At 63.2% G+C, this 14834-nt stretch carries 16 protein-coding genes; 11 read left to right on the top strand and 5 right to left on the bottom strand.

Annotated elements, in window-relative coordinates:
* Nucleotides 1-58 precede the first annotated feature (58 nt).
* The 4 genes from gcvT (at nucleotide 59) to ACTUWL_RS28830 (ending at nucleotide 5135) form a co-directional block, all read left to right on the top strand.
* Nucleotides 59-1204 carry a glycine cleavage system aminomethyltransferase GcvT gene (gene gcvT / locus ACTUWL_RS28845; protein ID WP_021077887.1) on the top strand — a complete coding sequence of 382 codons (1146 nt, stop codon included), beginning with the start codon at nucleotides 59-61 and terminating at the stop codon, nucleotides 1202-1204.
* Nucleotides 1205-1222: 18 nt separating this feature from the next.
* Nucleotides 1223-1588, top strand: a complete 366-nt coding sequence (gene gcvH / locus ACTUWL_RS28840) for a glycine cleavage system protein GcvH (protein WP_021077888.1) — start codon at nucleotides 1223-1225, stop codon at nucleotides 1586-1588.
* 11 nt (nucleotides 1589-1599) lie between these two features.
* The gene (gcvP, locus tag ACTUWL_RS28835) at nucleotides 1600-4473 is read left to right on the top strand and encodes an aminomethyl-transferring glycine dehydrogenase (protein WP_021077889.1); all 2874 of its coding nucleotides are present in this window, start codon (nucleotides 1600-1602) and stop codon (nucleotides 4471-4473) included.
* A 224-nt stretch (nucleotides 4474-4697) separates the two neighbouring features.
* Entirely contained in the window at nucleotides 4698-5135 is a 438-nt protein-coding gene (locus tag ACTUWL_RS28830) for an acyl-CoA thioesterase (protein ID WP_021077890.1), read from the top strand.
* Between the two features lie 5 nt (nucleotides 5136-5140).
* Here ACTUWL_RS28830 and ACTUWL_RS28825 read toward each other — a convergent pair whose 3' ends face one another.
* Together ACTUWL_RS28825 and recA are read right to left on the bottom strand one after the other, a co-directional pair.
* The gene (locus ACTUWL_RS28825; RefSeq protein WP_315587272.1) at nucleotides 5141-6106 is read right to left on the bottom strand and encodes a hypothetical protein; all 966 of its coding nucleotides are present in this window, start codon (nucleotides 6104-6106) and stop codon (nucleotides 5141-5143) included.
* A 90-nt stretch (nucleotides 6107-6196) separates the two neighbouring features.
* Nucleotides 6197-7285 (bottom strand): recombinase RecA, encoded by a 1089-nt coding sequence (gene recA / locus ACTUWL_RS28820; protein WP_021077892.1) that lies wholly within the window; start codon nucleotides 7283-7285, stop codon nucleotides 6197-6199.
* A 366-nt stretch (nucleotides 7286-7651) separates the two neighbouring features.
* On the opposite strand from recA, the gene ACTUWL_RS28815 reads away from it, so the two are divergent.
* The 5 genes from ACTUWL_RS28815 (at nucleotide 7652) to ACTUWL_RS28795 (ending at nucleotide 11059) form a co-directional block, all read left to right on the top strand.
* Nucleotides 7652-7816: a hypothetical protein gene (locus ACTUWL_RS28815; protein ID WP_021077893.1), complete on the top strand. Its 165-nt coding sequence runs from the start codon at nucleotides 7652-7654 to the stop codon at nucleotides 7814-7816.
* A 312-nt stretch (nucleotides 7817-8128) separates the two neighbouring features.
* A complete protein-coding gene (locus tag ACTUWL_RS28810) occupies nucleotides 8129-8377 on the top strand; it encodes a DUF6894 family protein (RefSeq protein WP_021077894.1) in 249 nt (82 codons plus the stop codon).
* Between the two features lie 346 nt (nucleotides 8378-8723).
* Nucleotides 8724-8900: a hypothetical protein gene (locus ACTUWL_RS28805; RefSeq protein WP_021077895.1), complete on the top strand. Its 177-nt coding sequence runs from the start codon at nucleotides 8724-8726 to the stop codon at nucleotides 8898-8900.
* A gap of 77 nt (nucleotides 8901-8977) precedes the next feature.
* A complete protein-coding gene (locus ACTUWL_RS28800) occupies nucleotides 8978-9181 on the top strand; it encodes a hypothetical protein (protein ID WP_106940370.1) in 204 nt (67 codons plus the stop codon).
* 1671 nt (nucleotides 9182-10852) lie between these two features.
* The gene (locus ACTUWL_RS28795; RefSeq protein ID WP_021077896.1) at nucleotides 10853-11059 is read left to right on the top strand and encodes a hypothetical protein; all 207 of its coding nucleotides are present in this window, start codon (nucleotides 10853-10855) and stop codon (nucleotides 11057-11059) included.
* 47 nt (nucleotides 11060-11106) lie between these two features.
* Here the strand turns inward: ACTUWL_RS28795 and ACTUWL_RS28790 are convergent, their stop codons facing one another.
* Together ACTUWL_RS28790 and ACTUWL_RS28785 are read right to left on the bottom strand one after the other, a co-directional pair.
* Nucleotides 11107-11337, bottom strand: coding sequence for a hypothetical protein (locus ACTUWL_RS28790; protein WP_021077897.1), 231 nt, complete (start codon nucleotides 11335-11337; stop codon nucleotides 11107-11109).
* Nucleotides 11338-11432: 95 nt separating this feature from the next.
* Nucleotides 11433-11708 carry a hypothetical protein gene (locus tag ACTUWL_RS28785; protein ID WP_021077898.1) on the bottom strand — a complete coding sequence of 92 codons (276 nt, stop codon included), beginning with the start codon at nucleotides 11706-11708 and terminating at the stop codon, nucleotides 11433-11435.
* 414 nt (nucleotides 11709-12122) lie between these two features.
* Between ACTUWL_RS28785 and ACTUWL_RS28780 the strand changes: the two genes are divergently transcribed.
* A complete protein-coding gene (locus ACTUWL_RS28780; protein WP_021077899.1) occupies nucleotides 12123-13598 on the top strand; it encodes an amidase in 1476 nt (491 codons plus the stop codon).
* A gap of 45 nt (nucleotides 13599-13643) precedes the next feature.
* Nucleotides 13644-14105 (top strand): PaaI family thioesterase, encoded by a 462-nt coding sequence (locus ACTUWL_RS28775; RefSeq protein WP_021077900.1) that lies wholly within the window; start codon nucleotides 13644-13646, stop codon nucleotides 14103-14105.
* A gap of 303 nt (nucleotides 14106-14408) precedes the next feature.
* On the opposite strand, the gene ACTUWL_RS28770 is transcribed toward ACTUWL_RS28775, so the two are convergent.
* Entirely contained in the window at nucleotides 14409-14702 is a 294-nt protein-coding gene (locus ACTUWL_RS28770; protein ID WP_021077901.1) for an HdeA/HdeB family chaperone, read from the bottom strand.
* Between the last annotated feature and the right edge of the window lie 132 nt (nucleotides 14703-14834).

Here is a 14834-nt window from a genome sequence, read left to right as displayed (position 1 = left end):
CTTTCTGCAGGTTCCTCAAGGGGAAATAGGTCCCCGTGGGAACCGCGAGGGCCCTGTGATGCTTGCGCACGAAACTTCCCCGCTGAAACAGACCCCGCTGCATGCGCTGCATCTGGCGCGCGGCGCCAAGATGGTCCCGTTCGCCGGCTACGACATGCCGGTGCAGTACACGGCCGGCGTGCTCAAGGAGCACCTGCACACCCGCAAGGACGCCGGCCTGTTCGACGTGTCCCACATGGGACAGCTCGTGCTGAGGGCCAAATCCGGCAAGGTCGGCGACGCGGCGCTGGCGCTGGAAAAACTGGTGCCGCAGGACATTGCCGGCATCGCGCCGGGACGGCAGCGCTACGCGCAATTCACCAACGATGACGGCGGCCTGCTCGACGATTTGATGGTCGCGAATTTCGGCGATCATTTGTTCCTGGTGGTCAACGCCGCCTGCAAGGCCGAGGACGAGGCGCATCTGCGCGCGCATCTCACCGATGCTTGCGAGATCCTGTCGCTGGCTGACCGCGCGCTGATCGCGCTGCAAGGCCCGAAGGCCGAATCGGCTCTGGCGAAGCTTTGTGCAGATGTCAGTTCGATGAAATTCATGGACGCCGGCCCGCGCCGCGTCGCCGACATCGACTGCTTCGTCTCACGCTCCGGCTATACCGGCGAGGACGGTTTTGAGATTTCCGTTCCGGCCCACAAGGCGGAGGCCCTGGTCACTGCGCTGCTCGACAATCCCGACGTGCTGCCGATCGGGCTCGGCGCGCGCGACAGCCTGCGGCTCGAGGCCGGGCTCTGCCTCTACGGCCATGACATCGACACGACGACGACGCCGGTCGAAGGCGCACTGGAATGGTCGGTGCAGAAAGTCCGCCGCAGCGGCGGCGCTCGCGCCGGCGGTTTTCCGGGCGCCGACAAGATTCTCGGCCAGTTCGCACAAGGCGCTTCCCGCCGCCGCGTTGGTCTGAAGCCTGAGGGCCGCGCGCCGGTGCGCGAGGGCGCCGCGCTGTTTGCCGATGCCACCTCGTCCGAGCAGATCGGGAAGGTGACCTCGGGCGGCTTCGGCCCGAGCCTCAATGCACCGGTTGCGATGGGTTATCTGCCGACCGCTCTTTCCGCCGCCGGCACCACCGTTTTCGCCGAACTGCGCGGCCAGCGGCTGCCGCTGAAAGTCGCGTCCACGCCCTTCGTTCCCAATACCTACAAACGCTAAACGCCAGAGGATCTCTCCATGACGACGCTGTACACGTCCGACCACGAATGGCTCCGCATCGAGGGCGACGTCGCCACGATCGGGATCACCGACTACGCGCAGTCGCAGCTCGGCGACGTCGTGTTCGTCGAACTGCCCAAGGTCGGACGCAGCCTGAAGAAGGCCGAGGCCGCCGCCGTCGTCGAATCCGTCAAGGCCGCTTCCGACGTCTACGCGCCGATCACCGGCGAGGTGATCGAGGTCAACGAGGCGCTCGCCGCCGAGCCCGCGCTGGTCAATTCGGATGCCGGCGGCAAAGCCTGGTTCTTCAAGCTCAAGATTGCCGACAAGGGCGAGCTCGGCGGCCTGATGGACGAGGCCGCCTACGCCGCGCACACCGCCTAAAGGATCACGCCATGAACGCGCCCTTCAAGCCGATCAACGAAGCCGCCACCGATTTCGTCCGCCGCCACGTCGGCCCCTCACCGCGCGACGTCAACGCGATGCTGGAGACGGTCGGCGCCGCGAGCCTGCAGGCGCTGATGAATGAGACGCTGCCCGCGTCGATCCGCCAGAAGGCGCCGCTCGATCTCGGCCGCGCGCTGAGCGAGACCGAGGCGCTCGCGCATATGAGCGAGCTCGCCGCGCAGAACCAGATATTCACGTCGCTGATCGGCCAAGGCTATTCCGGCACCATCCTGCCGGCGGTGATCCAGCGCAACATCCTGGAGAACCCGGCCTGGTACACGGCGTACACGCCGTATCAGCCGGAGATCAGCCAGGGCCGGCTCGAAGCCCTGTTCAACTTCCAGACCATGATCTGCGACCTCACCGGGCTCGACGTCGCCAACGCCTCGCTGCTCGACGAGGCGACCGCGGCCGCCGAAGCGATGGCGCTCGCCGAGCGCCACTCGCAGGTCAAGGCGAAGGTATTCTTCGTCGACAAGGAGGTGCATCCGCAGACGCTCGCCGTGATGCGCACGCGCGCCGCCCCGCTGGGCTGGGCGCTGGTGGTCGGCGATCCCCTCACCGAGCTCGACAAGGCCGACGTGCTCGGCGCGTTGCTGCAATATCCGGGCACGACCGGCACGGTGCGCGATCTCCGGCCGGCGATCGCATCGCTGCGCGCCAAGGGGGCGCTTGCGATCGTTGCCGCGGACCTGCTGTCGCTGACCCTGCTGACCTCACCCGGCGAGCTCGGCGCCGACATCGCGATCGGCTCGGCACAGCGGTTCGGCGTGCCGATGGGCTATGGCGGGCCGCACGCCGCCTACATGGCGGTGCGCGACACGCTGAAGCGCTCGCTGCCCGGCCGCATCGTCGGCCTGTCGGTGGATTCGCGTGGTGCGCCGGCCTATCGCCTCGCCCTGCAAACCCGCGAACAGCATATCCGCCGCGAGAAGGCGACCTCCAACATCTGCACCGCGCAGGTGCTGCTCGCCGTGATCGCCTCGATGTATGCGGTCTATCACGGGCCCGAGGGATTGACCCATATCGCACGCGGCGTGCATCGCCGCACCACCGTGCTCGCCGCCGGGCTGCGCAAGCTCGGCTTTACGCCGACCAGCGAGGCGTTCTTCGATACCGTGACCGTCGAAGCCGGCACGAAGCAGATCGAGATCGTTACGCGCGCGCAGGCGGAACGGATCAACCTGCGGATCGGCGCGACCACGCTTGGCATCGCGCTCGACGAGACCACCACGCCGGAGACCGTCGAGGCGGTGTGGCGGGTGTTCGGCGGCAAGCTGAGCTTTGCCGAGATCGAGGCCGGCGCACGCGAGGCGCTGCCGAAGGAGCTGCGGCGCAGCAGCGCCTTCCTCACCCATCCGGTGTTCAACACGCACCGTTCGGAGACCGAACTGCTGCGCTACATGCGCAAGCTCAGCGATCGCGACCTCGCGCTCGACCGCGCGATGATCCCGCTCGGCTCCTGCACCATGAAGCTCAACGCCACCACCGAAATGATCCCGCTGACCTGGCCGGCGTTCGGCAATCTGCATCCGTTTGCGCCCACGGATCAGGCCAAGGGCTATCACGCGCTTTTCAAGCGGCTGGAGCAGTGGCTGTGCGACATCACCGGCTATGACGCGGTGTCGCTGCAGCCGAACTCCGGCGCGCAGGGCGAATATGCCGGACTCCTTGCGATCCGGGGTTACCATCTCGCGCGCGGCGAGCCGCATCGCAAGGTGTGCCTGATCCCCTCCTCCGCGCACGGCACCAACCCGGCCTCGGCCGCGATGGTCGGCATGGACGTCGTGGTGGTCGCCTGCGACGCGCGCGGCGACGTCGACGTCAATGATCTCCGCGCCAAGGCCGAGAAGCATTCGGCCAACCTCGCCGCCGTGATGATCACCTATCCGTCGACCCACGGCGTGTTCGAGGAGCATATCAGCGAGATCTGCGACATCGTGCATGCGCATGGCGGGCAGGTCTATCTCGATGGCGCCAACATGAACGCGCAGGTCGGGCTCTCGCGGCCCGGCGACTACGGCGCCGATGTCAGCCATCTCAATCTGCACAAGACCTTCTGTATCCCGCATGGCGGCGGCGGCCCCGGCATGGGTCCGATCGGCGTCAAGGCGCATCTTGCGCCCTATCTGCCGGGCCATCCTTCGACAGACGGTGCGACAGCGCACGCCATCGGCCCGGTGTCGGCCGCGCCGTTCGGCTCGGCGTCGATCCTGACCATCTCCTACATCTACATCCTGATGATGGGCGGCGAAGGGCTGACGCGCGCCACCGAAGTGGCGATCCTCAATGCGAACTACATCGCAGCAAAGCTGCAGCCGCATTTCCCGGTGCTGTACCGCAACGAGCGCGGTCGCGTCGCGCATGAATGCATCGTCGATCCGCGGGCGCTGAAGACGACCAGCGGCGTCACCGTGGACGACATCGCCAAGCGGCTGATCGACTACGGCTTCCACGCGCCGACCATGAGCTTCCCGGTGGCGGGCACGCTGATGATCGAGCCGACGGAATCGGAATCGAAGTTCGAGATCGACCGCTTCTGCGACGCCATGATCGCAATCCGCAACGAGATCGCGGAGATCGAGAGCGGCCGCTGGAAGGTCGAGGCCTCGCCGCTGCGCCACGCCCCGCACACCGTGCACGACATCGCCGACGATGTGTGGGACCGGGCCTATACCCGCGCCGAGGGCTGCTTCCCGGCTGGCGTGTCGCGCTCCGACAAATACTGGAGCCCGGTCGGCCGCGTCGACAATGTCTACGGCGATCGCAACCTGGTGTGCTCGTGCCCGCCGATCGAAGATTACGCGGAAGCCGCAGAGTAGCGCGGCCTCTGTTGCGGGATGTCGTAGCAACCGTCCACCGGGGATGGTTGCTACGAGGTCCGGTTCAAAACGTCAAAAACAACCCCATGCACAGTAGGGATTGGGGCGACTGGTCATCCGCAGGCACTAGATCCAGTCGGTCAGACGGGTAGAGCCAACGGGTCCGCGATTCGCGCCATCGCAGGGAATGCGCGGGAGCGACCGACGCTGCGGCAGGAGGAGACATGCGCGAGGAATTCTGGTTTCACTTCCCGTTTCGCGTCCGCTATTCCGAGGTCGACGCGCAGGCCGTGGTGTTCAACGCCCATTATTTGACCTATTTCGACACCGCGATCACGGAGTATTTCCGCGCGCTCGGCTACGACTATCTCGGCGAAGTGGCGCGCACCGGCATCGACTTCCATACCGTGAAGTCGGTGGTGGAGTACAAGGCGCCGATCCGGTTCGACGAGGACATCGAGGTCTGCGTCCGGGTCGCGCGGATCGGCCGCTCCTCGATCAACCTGGCGCTGGCGATCTTCGCCAAGGGCTCCGACGACCTGCGCGCCACCGGCGAGATCATCTGGGTCGCGACCGACCAGACAACCCACCAATCGGTCGCCGTCACGGAGGATCTGCGGGCGCTGGTCGCAAGCCGGGAGAAGGCGCTGGCGCCAGGTTGAGTTGACTACGGCTTGGTCAGCGTCGGAGCAATGCGCCAGAGATTGTCGTTGGTGAGGTGCGTGCCGCCCCACCAGCGATCGATCGGGTTATGGCTGCTGAAGTCTTCCTGGTGCGCGATGATCGCTTCGCCGAACTCGGTCAGCCGCGGATAGCTTGCAGCGTAGCGCGCGTACCAACTCCTTTTGCTCTGCGGTCGTTCGAGATCGGTCACTGCAGGCGACGGACCATCCGTGAGGCCGTCGAGCAATGAGAAAAGTTCGAGTTCCCCGAACACATTTCCGGGGCGCCAGAAACGATGAAGGAGTCCAAGCGCTGAAAAGCCGTCGTAACGTGCGATCAGCTCAAGAAGTCGCATTTCAGTTGCGCCAAGCCCCGTCGTGCGGGAGGGCAATTCTGCAACCAAGGCAAGCTGCGCCGACCTCAGAAATGGCAGTGAGCTAAGGTCACTCTGCAAGCAATCCAGAAAAGGCATTGGGGTGGCTGCGCGATACGCCGACCAGATTGCACTTCCGGTATTGAGTTCGACCGGGCCGACGTCGACCGTCAACACATCCTCTGGCTCGGGCATCTGTTCAGCCGGCATCGTCAGATCGAAATCAACAAGACGCAACTTCAATCTGGCCGCTGTCTCGGGATGATATCCGAAAAAAGCCAGAAGGAAGGCCAGCTGCAGCTGATCGTTCGGATATTGTTCGAACCAGAGCTCGATAACGTCATACGGTTCGCAATATTCGACGAACGAAAGGTGCCTGCGAGCCCGCGCTTCATCGGAGAACAATCTCCATGAACACCAATCCGACCAATGACGACCCGGGCCCTGGCCTGAACGCGCGCCAAAATAATCTTCGAACTCTTCTGCCGGGGGCAACGGCCCCCCAACGAAGCGAAAGCGAAATTCAATGACCGCTTCTGCCAGACCTGAGCGCGCGAGACGGATACCGGAACCAGTCAGAATCAAACGCTTCATCATCCAACCTCGCCGAACCCAAAACAAAACGGGCGCCGAAGACGTCGGCAACTCAACGTCCTCAGCGCCCGCTTGCAGCGAAATGATTGAGCCTTACTCTTCCGTCGGCTCCTCGCCGTCGGCGTCACGCTCCGGCGTGCCGGCGAGGATCTGCTCGGAGATCAGGCCGGAGTTCTGCCGGATCGCGGCTTCGATCTTGGTGGTGATGTCGGGATTGGCGCGCAGGAAGGCCTTGGAATTCTCGCGTCCCTGGCCGAGCCGCTGGCTGTCATAGGAGAACCAGGCGCCGGACTTCTCGACGAGGCCGGCCTTGACGCCGAGGTCGAGGATCTCACCCATCTTGGAGACGCCCTCGCCGTACATGATGTCGAACTCGACCTGCTTGAAGGGCGGCGCCAGCTTGTTCTTCACCACCTTGACGCGGGTGGTGTTGCCGACCACCTCGTCGCGCTCCTTGATCGCGCCGATGCGGCGGATGTCGAGGCGGACCGAGGCATAGAATTTCAGCGCATTGCCGCCGGTGGTGGTTTCCGGCGAGCCGTACATCACGCCGATCTTCATGCGGATCTGGTTGATGAAGATCACCATCGTATTCGACTTGTTGATCGAGGCGGTGAGCTTGCGCAGCGCCTGGCTCATCAGCCGCGCCTGCAGGCCCGGCAGCGCATCGCCCATTTCACCCTCGAGCTCGGCCTTCGGCACCAGCGCCGCAACCGAGTCGATCACCAGCACATCCACCGCACCCGAGCGCACCAGCGTGTCGCAGATTTCCAGCGCCTGCTCGCCGGTGTCCGGCTGCGAGATCAGCAGCTCGTCGATGTTGACGCCGAGCTTGCGGGCATAGACCGGATCGAGCGCGTGTTCAGCGTCGATGAAGGCGCAGATGCCGCCCTTCTTCTGGCCTTCCGCCACAGTGTGCAGCGCCAGCGTGGTCTTGCCCGACGATTCCGGCCCGTAGATCTCGACGATGCGGCCCTTCGGCAGGCCACCGACGCCGAGCGCGATATCGAGCCCGAGCGATCCCGACGACACCGTCTCGACGTCCATCGAACGGTCGTTCTTGCCGAGCTTCATCACCGAGCCCTTGCCGAACTGGCGCTCGATCTGGGAGAGCGCGGCTGAGAGGGCCTTGGACTTGTCCATGGAGGATCCTTCGACGATACGCAGTGCGGTGGCGGACATTTGGGATGTGCTCCTTATGGCGAGGATTCGCTAGCGGGACAAACGGGCGGGTGAGATCAGTTGGAATGCGTTGTTGATAGGAACCTCGTACCACGTTTGTTCTATGTTCGCAATATGTTCTTTCCGGCATGCGGGCGCTGTCCGTATTTGACCCCGAGTGTCCTAATTCGAATCTCGCAGTGTCCTAAATCGTTTGGCCGGAATGTCTGGGGCTGGTCTCAGTAGGACTACTGACCTACGCCCCGTCTTGGGCATAACCAGTCTCTATAGGGCGGCAAACTCTTTCCCTACGTGGTTCTCCATAGGTAGACACAGGAACAAAAAGTAACATGGGTTACTTCCTCTCCGGGCGGGAGCAGTTGATCCATGTGTGAGCAGTGCATTGAGCTAGATAAGAGGATCGCGCATTACACCGAACTTGCGGTGCGCGTTACTGATGAAAGGACATTGGACGGCATCGCTAGATTGCTGGCCGATCTGCAAGGCAAAAAGCGCGAGTTGCATCCTGATACGCTCGGCGCGCCGGATTGACCGGGTGCGATGACCAAGAGGACGTGGTGCGGCCGCCTTGTGAGGTCCGAAGTATTGGTGAACCTTACTCTGAACCGGCAAGACTGACCTATAACCGGGATTTTGTTAGTACCCTCTCGGGCTGGAAGGCCGCGCCGCCTGTAAGAGTTTCAAACGGGCGGCGTAGCTTTATTTGCTCCCTAGGAACGCTTCGACCTTGCGACCGCTTACCAAGCATCACCGGCTCCGGCTCTGTTCCATCGGCGTCGGTTCCATAAGGCGTCGTTGGCTGAGAGAGAGACTAATGCTCCGGCCTAGAGACGGAGCGGTCCTATGTCCGCCTACTATTTCGATTTACGTGTTCTCGATGAAGTGTCGGCCGACGAAGAGGGCACCGACCTTGCATCGATGAGCGATGCGCAAGACGAAGCGGCGTATGCCCTCGCCGATCTGCTTAGGCAACAGATGCGCTCTACTGACGGCAGCCCCTTCGCGCAATATCTAGTGGTCGAGGTTCGTGACGGCAGCGTACCGCTATTTGAAGCTAAGTTCTCATTCGAGACCAAGCGCACCAAGCAGTAAGGCCGCCTCAGTTGGCGGCCTCTTTCGGCCAGTACCGACATGCGGGTGCTGTCCGTATTTAAGCCCTGCGTCCTAAGTTGATTTTGAAAGTGTCCTAGTTCGGTTTAAGCGAACAGAAACCACGGCCTAGCTGACGTCCTCGGTAGGATTTACCGTGTGGCGGTCACGGAATGTTCTGCCCATCCCCGGATGTTATACGGCCATAAGATTCACTATGCAGTTTGTGCCAGTTGCCGCCCGGGGTTCTCCGTGGGTGAACGGAGTTCCTATCTCAACTAGCGCATGAGATTGACGGCCGGCGCTGTCTTCCCACTATGGGGTTCGGTCAGGACTGCGGGGATCGTCAATGAAGGACATGAAGGCGCACTTGGAGAAGCTTCGGGTTGAGGCTGAGGAGTGCGAACTAATCAGCAAGCTCGCGACCAACGCGACCAAGAAAGAGCTGTTCGCCAAACTGGCGGCTCACCACCGCGCGCTGGCCGACGAGGTTGAGCGGGCGATCAGTTCTGGCTCCAATAGCTAAGCGCCGCTAGGAACCTTACATTCGTCTGAAAATTAAGTTCCCCGTTCCGGGCAGGAAACCGAACGAGGGAAAGGGAAATGGGTCCGAAACGTCGCCGTGTGAAGCAGACAAATTCACTTGAAGAAAGACTTCTAGAGCGCGCCAGACAGCTACGCCAACAGGCCGCAGCACTCTCCCCAGGTATCGAGAAAGAAGCACTGCTAAAGCTTGCCCGACAAGCTGAAGCTGGTGCAGGCATGACCGAATGGTTGCGCGCTCCCAGCCTTCAATCGCAGACCTGACAGTAAGGCCGCCTCAGTTGGCGGCCTCTTTCATTCTGGAATGTCCTCCCGTTCGGAGCGCCGGCGCGCCGCTTCGGCATCTGAGCGGCGCGAGTTCCTGGATCTGCGCGCCCGCGTGATCGGCCAGCCCGAGATCAGCACGGCGAGGCGTTGACGGGCATCAAGTCATAGGGTGCAGCGACCGCGACAATGTGCCCATGGCAAAGCCGATCATCTTTCGATGTCCTAGCACCAGTGAAAACGTCCAACATTTGCTGGAAGACGATGACGCGGACGATGAGGACTACGAGGCCGTCGAGTGCTTAGCCTGCGCCAAGATACACTTCATCAATAAGGCGACCGGCAAATTGCTGGGAGAGAAATAGACCGCCTCAGTTGGCGTCCTCTTTCATATCCCCCGGCAGTCTCGTCTCCTTAGCTATCCACAGGTCGCAGCGACGGACCTCCCAAAGAAACGGCCCCGGCGAGGGGGCCCAGTGGAAACGAGAGAGCCGCGTCACGCGAACGGCCCGACCGGGTCAATCTGAAAATCATCCGAACTGAAATTCGTCCCGGCCCGAAAATCCTAGCTCGCTTCGCACCCGCAGCAATTCCGGAAAAGCACGTAGTGTCCTCATTTGTTCTACCGAGTGTCCTGACTAGGACAGCACCGAGATGCGGGCGCCGGCCGCATTCAAGCCCCCGTGTCCCAAGCTGGATTCGAAACTGCCCTGGATCGGATTAAGCGAACAAAAACCATAGCTTAGCCGATGTTCTCAGTAGGACTACCGAGACGGCATCGCAAATGTTCTAGGGCTATTATTTTCTGTGGGTCGCGATCCGTTCCGGCCGCGCCGCGCGCTCCGGAGGTCGGCAAGGAAAGCTGAAATTGCTGTCCCGCGCGAACGATCCCTCCGCTCATACAATCAGGAGATTTCTCTGAGAGGCCGCCACCAGTTGGCGGGCTCCTCTTCAAATTTTTCGGCGCGCTTCCGCATGATGCCCCGCCCTCGGTCACGCCAACGCGGTGAAGCGCGGCGGCCCGGTCGTTCCGCGTCGATCATCCGTGATAGCCAATTTGGGACATGTGCTCCGGCACAAATTGTATAGGCTTCCATCTATCAGGATTTTGCACACCTTCCTGGGGCTAGGGCCGGCGCCGTCCGCGTGTATTTCAAGCGGGCGGCGTCGTGCTGTCGGGCGTTCGCCGCAATGAAAATCTTCCCGATCGCGGAATGCGTCGCCGGCTCATGATCGGACCGTCTGGGCTGTGTCGCGACACCATCCGTAGTTCTCCGGGCTAGAACAAAGTTCCGCGCATAGACCGATCGGATTCGCCAAAAGTGATTTCCATAATCAATGGGTTAGCTGCAGGTTCAGTGACACCGGAAATGTCGTTGGCACAATCTGCATACTACCTTGGTACCCCTCCTGACGCCCAAAAAAACTACGTAGCCTTCACGGGAAGACCCGGGTTCCACCAGTGTTCGTAACATTAGCCCGCCGAAGCCAACGCACGGATTTTGCGTCGCAACACACGGCGTACCGCCGGCGGAACGGATCCGCTTCGAGATCCACAACGACGCCCCGGATGGCGCCGCCGTTCACAACATCGCTTGACGGGTGTTAATCATCGCTGCAACCTTTAGTTTAATTATCAACGACCGCCATTCCTCCGCGGAACCGTTCCAGATGATTCATAAGGGTGTCGAATTCAGCGTCACGCAGCTCACGGCCGGCGTCTGGAAATGGCGTTTCCAGATCGGCGATCGGGTCTTCACCGGCAAGACCGAAGCGAAACTCGACCTCCTGGCGATCCGCCGCGTGCAGCTGCGGATCGACCGCGAGTTGAACAATCTGGGGCTTGGACGGAGCCGCGGACGCGGCGATCAGGATTGAGGTGCAGCCGGTTCGACCGGCTCCGCTGCGCGGGCCGGCCTTACGCTTCAGTCCGCGCTGGCCAGCCGCCGCATCGTGAACTCGATGTCGCCGCCGGGCAGCTCGCGCCAGCTCTCGACGGCGCTCATATAGGCGGCCTTCGGATAGCGCTTGAGAAAGGCGCGCGCCCGCAGGCGGGCCTGATCGCGCGGCAGGCTGAAGGTCTCGCGCAGATAGCCGTCATCCGGCTGGCGCCGCGCGGCCATCCGGCTGGCGAGATCGCGCGGACGAAACACCATTGCCGCTACTCCGGACCAACTGACGACGCCCCAATATAGGGGCGGCGCCGGGAGAATCCGAGTCTGCGGGAGGTGGACGGGGCCCCGGCCCGGCGCTACTGCGCGGAGCTTCCGGTCTTGGTTTTCGGCTTGGCGGGATGGGCCGCCGCCTTCGGTGCATCACTGCGCACCGCGCCCCAGGGATCGGACGATCCCTTGGCATCCGGAATCTTGCTCAGCGAGTTCTTGTAGGCCCGGTCGTTGACCGCGTCCTGGTCCTTCTCTTCCTGGGTCTTGGTCTTGACCTCAGGCATCAGATTGACGTTCGGCATTTGCGCATAGGCCGGTGCCGACAGCAGCACCGCGACCGCAACTGCGCACAAAACTCTCATAACAACGCTCCCTGCATTTTCGTCAGCGGTATATCACCGCAGGAAAGCGGTCGCCAAGCATGTCTGGCCCGCGCGCTTGTCCCTGTCCTAGAGATGATCTGACTTGCAGGATTTCGGCGACTGCATCCAGTCGTCCCAGATCGGACCGCATCGCGTACACCCACCAAGCGCAAGCCCGATCGCAATCACGCCACCCAGCAAGACCAACCTGCGGAACATGTACGCCCCCACCACTGACGAGAGGCAATCGGGCGCCGAAACTGGGGCATTTTCAAGCCGGGCATGGCGCTTGCAACACAGCGCCAGCGTATCGGAACGCGGTGCCGGCGCGTCGGAACGCAGCGGCGGCGCGATGGTTTGACCGGGCGGTCCCCCAAACTACACTGCGCAACAAAGCAGAAAAGGAATCGACGAATGACTTTGGCGATGAGCTGGGACGAATGGACGCGGCACGACGGGACGGCGCTCGCCGGGCGCGTCCGGAGCGGCGAGCTGACGCCGCGGGAGCTGGCGGCCCAGGCAGCCAGCGCCGTCGCCAAGGTCGATCCCGCGCTCTCGGGCGTCGTCGAGTTGTTCGACGACGTGATCGCCGATCCGGCGCGCGACGGCGCCGACCTCCACGGCCCGTTCGCCGGCCTGCCCTTCCTGATGAAGGATCTCGGCCCGACCTTGAAGGGACGGCTGCAGGAGATGGGCTCGCTGATGATGCGCGGCAACCGCGCCACGGCCGACACGTTCCTGACCGCGAAGCTGCGCAAGGCCGGGCTCAATCTGATCGGCCGCACCACCACGCCGGAATTCGGGGTCTGCAGCTCCGCCGAGAATCCCGCAGTCTATGTCACGCGCAATCCCTGGAACACCGACTACACCACCTGCGGCTCGTCGGCGGGTAGCGCCGCGATGGTCGCGGCCGGCGTCGTGCCGATCACGCATGCGACCGACGGCGGCGGCTCGATCCGGATTCCCGCCGGCGTCAACGGCAACATCGGACTGAAAGTGTCGCGCGGCGTGTTCTCGCTCGCGCCGCATCTGTCCGATCTCACCGGCCTGGTCTCGATCCAGGGCTGCCAGTCACGCTCGGTGCGCGACACCGCGGCCTTCGTCGATGCCTGCCGGGGACCTGCACCCGGCGAGTTCATGCCGTTCTGGACGCCGCCGGAGCCGTACACCGCGATGATCGCGCGCGACCCCGGCCGGCTCAAGATCGCGCTGTCGCACGCCTGGGGCGACTATCGCGCGACGCCGCATATCGCCGCCGAGCTCGAGCGGGTCGGACGCTTCCTCGAAGGCCTCGGCCATCAGGTCGATTACGCATTGCCGTCGCTCGACTATGCGGAAGCCTTCGCGGCGCAGACCACCTGCTACATCAGCAATTTCGCCGTCGTGATCGGCAACATGCTCGCCGCGCGCGGCCTGGAGCGGCCGCCGGCGGACCTGATCGAGCCGGTCAACATCCGGATCTGGGAGCACGGAAGGCACTTCAGCTTCGCCGATCGCGCGCGTATGCAGGCTGTCTTCAACACGACATCTCGCGGCTTCGGCGCCTTCTTCGAGGATTGGGACATCATCCTGACGCCGGTCACCGCGCTGCCGACGCCGAAGGTCGGCACCACGGAATATCTCACCATCTCGGACAACCCGTCGGTGCTGGACTGGTTCGGCAATCTCTGGCGCAACTTCGCCTTCACGCCGCTGGCCAATCTCTGCGGCATCCCGGCGATCTCGCTGCCGCTCGCGACCAACGAGCACGGCCTGCCGCTCGGCATCCAGGCGATCGCAAAGCAGGCCGACGACGGGCTGCTGCTGCAGCTCGCCGCCCAGATCGAACGGGCGATCGACGGCAAATGGAATGACGGCAAGCGGCCGGGCGTGCATGTCACGCGCAATTAGGCGATAGATTAGAGAACAATAAATCAACAGGGGAAGCGGGACGTCATGCAGCAGGCCGGTGAATTCGGGATCGACGAGGCGAAACGCATGCTCGGCGACGTCTTTGCGCCCTGGGTGCAGGACCTCAATCTGTCGATCGAGCAGTTCGAGTTCACGCCGCCGCCCGGCAACGCGGCCGATTGGCAGCCCGGCGCCATCCTGCGCATGCCGTTCTCCGAGCGGCTGTGCCGCACCGGCGGCATCGTCTGCGGGCAGGCGCTGATGGCGTTCGCCGACACCGCGATGGTGCTGGCCAACCTCGCCGCCAACAAGGGCTATCGTCCGATGACCACGGTCGACCAGACCACGCATTTCATGCGCGCGGTGACCGCCTCCGACGTGCTGGCCGACGCCCGCGTGGTCCGGCTCGGCCGCACCATGAGCTTCGGCCGCGTCACGCTCTCCTCCGCCACCGACAACAAGCCGGTGGCGATGGTATCGAGCGCGTTCGCGATGTTGCCGGGATAGGACGCCGAGGCGACGCGCGTGAATGAACTACGCTGCCATCACCGTCATCCTGAGAGATGTGAGGCTTTGTCCGCATCTACTGTTGTCGTCGCCCGGCTCGACCGCGCGACCCAGTACGCCGCGGCCTATCGGCTCAAGCACGACCGTCTCTGGAATACTGGATCTCCCGCATGCGCGGGTGATGGCACTGGGTAAGCTGTTTGACAGTTGAATCAGACAGCAGCAAAACCCATCACCGTCATCCCGCGCAAAGGCTCCGCCTTTGTCGCTGGAGGTGCGAGCGGAGCGACCTGCGCAGCAAGCTTACTTGCCGAGCACGGCCTCGGCGGCGTTGACGATGCTGATGGTCGGATTCTTGCCGCAATAGGTGCCGAACTTCCTGGCGTTCTCGGTAAACACGTCGGTGTCGATGATCGCCTCGTCGGAATCGCCCTTGTACCAGCCGTCCATCCACACCAGCACCATCTTGATGGTGTCGTCGCCGCCCTCGACGAACTGCTTGCAGGTCATGGTCGAGAGATCGAGGACGGTGGCGCTGGCCGGCGCGGACGACAGCGCGAGCGCGGCGGCAAACATGATCGAGGCAGTGATCTTCATCGCAATCTCCATGGGCAATGATCTGAAATGAACAGGCGCTGGAAGCCCTGCGCGTCCGCTCGCGACCTCGTAAGCGAAGCGTTGCGGCGAACGCAAGCATGACATCGTGCGCGTTCGTCTGCACGTCGTTTC

It is taken from the genome of Bradyrhizobium sp. WCU1 (assembly GCF_053474805.1).
The sequence above is the reverse complement of the archived record's forward strand: the minus strand, read 5'-3'. Positions and strand labels throughout refer to the sequence as shown.

Excerpts from the sequence above, each read along its gene's own strand:
- gcvT (WP_021077887.1), top strand. The coding sequence starts at position 59 with ATGCTTGCGCACGAAACTTCCCCGCTGAAACAGACCCCGCTGCATGCG.
- gcvH (WP_021077888.1), top strand. The coding sequence starts at position 1,223 with ATGACGACGCTGTACACGTCCGACCACGAATGGCTCCGCATCGAGGGC.
- gcvP (WP_021077889.1), top strand. The coding sequence starts at position 1,600 with ATGAACGCGCCCTTCAAGCCGATCAACGAAGCCGCCACCGATTTCGTC.
- ACTUWL_RS28830 (WP_021077890.1), top strand. The coding sequence starts at position 4,698 with ATGCGCGAGGAATTCTGGTTTCACTTCCCGTTTCGCGTCCGCTATTCC.
- ACTUWL_RS28825 (WP_315587272.1), bottom strand. The coding sequence starts at position 6,106 with ATGATGAAGCGTTTGATTCTGACTGGTTCCGGTATCCGTCTCGCGCGC.
- recA (WP_021077892.1), bottom strand. The coding sequence starts at position 7,285 with ATGTCCGCCACCGCACTGCGTATCGTCGAAGGATCCTCCATGGACAAG.
- ACTUWL_RS28815 (WP_021077893.1), top strand. The coding sequence starts at position 7,652 with ATGTGTGAGCAGTGCATTGAGCTAGATAAGAGGATCGCGCATTACACC.
- ACTUWL_RS28810 (WP_021077894.1), top strand. The coding sequence starts at position 8,129 with ATGTCCGCCTACTATTTCGATTTACGTGTTCTCGATGAAGTGTCGGCC.
- ACTUWL_RS28805 (WP_021077895.1), top strand. The coding sequence starts at position 8,724 with ATGAAGGACATGAAGGCGCACTTGGAGAAGCTTCGGGTTGAGGCTGAG.
- ACTUWL_RS28800 (WP_106940370.1), top strand. The coding sequence starts at position 8,978 with ATGGGTCCGAAACGTCGCCGTGTGAAGCAGACAAATTCACTTGAAGAA.
- ACTUWL_RS28795 (WP_021077896.1), top strand. The coding sequence starts at position 10,853 with ATGATTCATAAGGGTGTCGAATTCAGCGTCACGCAGCTCACGGCCGGC.
- ACTUWL_RS28790 (WP_021077897.1), bottom strand. The coding sequence starts at position 11,337 with ATGGTGTTTCGTCCGCGCGATCTCGCCAGCCGGATGGCCGCGCGGCGC.
- ACTUWL_RS28785 (WP_021077898.1), bottom strand. The coding sequence starts at position 11,708 with ATGAGAGTTTTGTGCGCAGTTGCGGTCGCGGTGCTGCTGTCGGCACCG.
- ACTUWL_RS28780 (WP_021077899.1), top strand. The coding sequence starts at position 12,123 with ATGACTTTGGCGATGAGCTGGGACGAATGGACGCGGCACGACGGGACG.
- ACTUWL_RS28775 (WP_021077900.1), top strand. The coding sequence starts at position 13,644 with ATGCAGCAGGCCGGTGAATTCGGGATCGACGAGGCGAAACGCATGCTC.
- ACTUWL_RS28770 (WP_021077901.1), bottom strand. The coding sequence starts at position 14,702 with ATGAAGATCACTGCCTCGATCATGTTTGCCGCCGCGCTCGCGCTGTCG.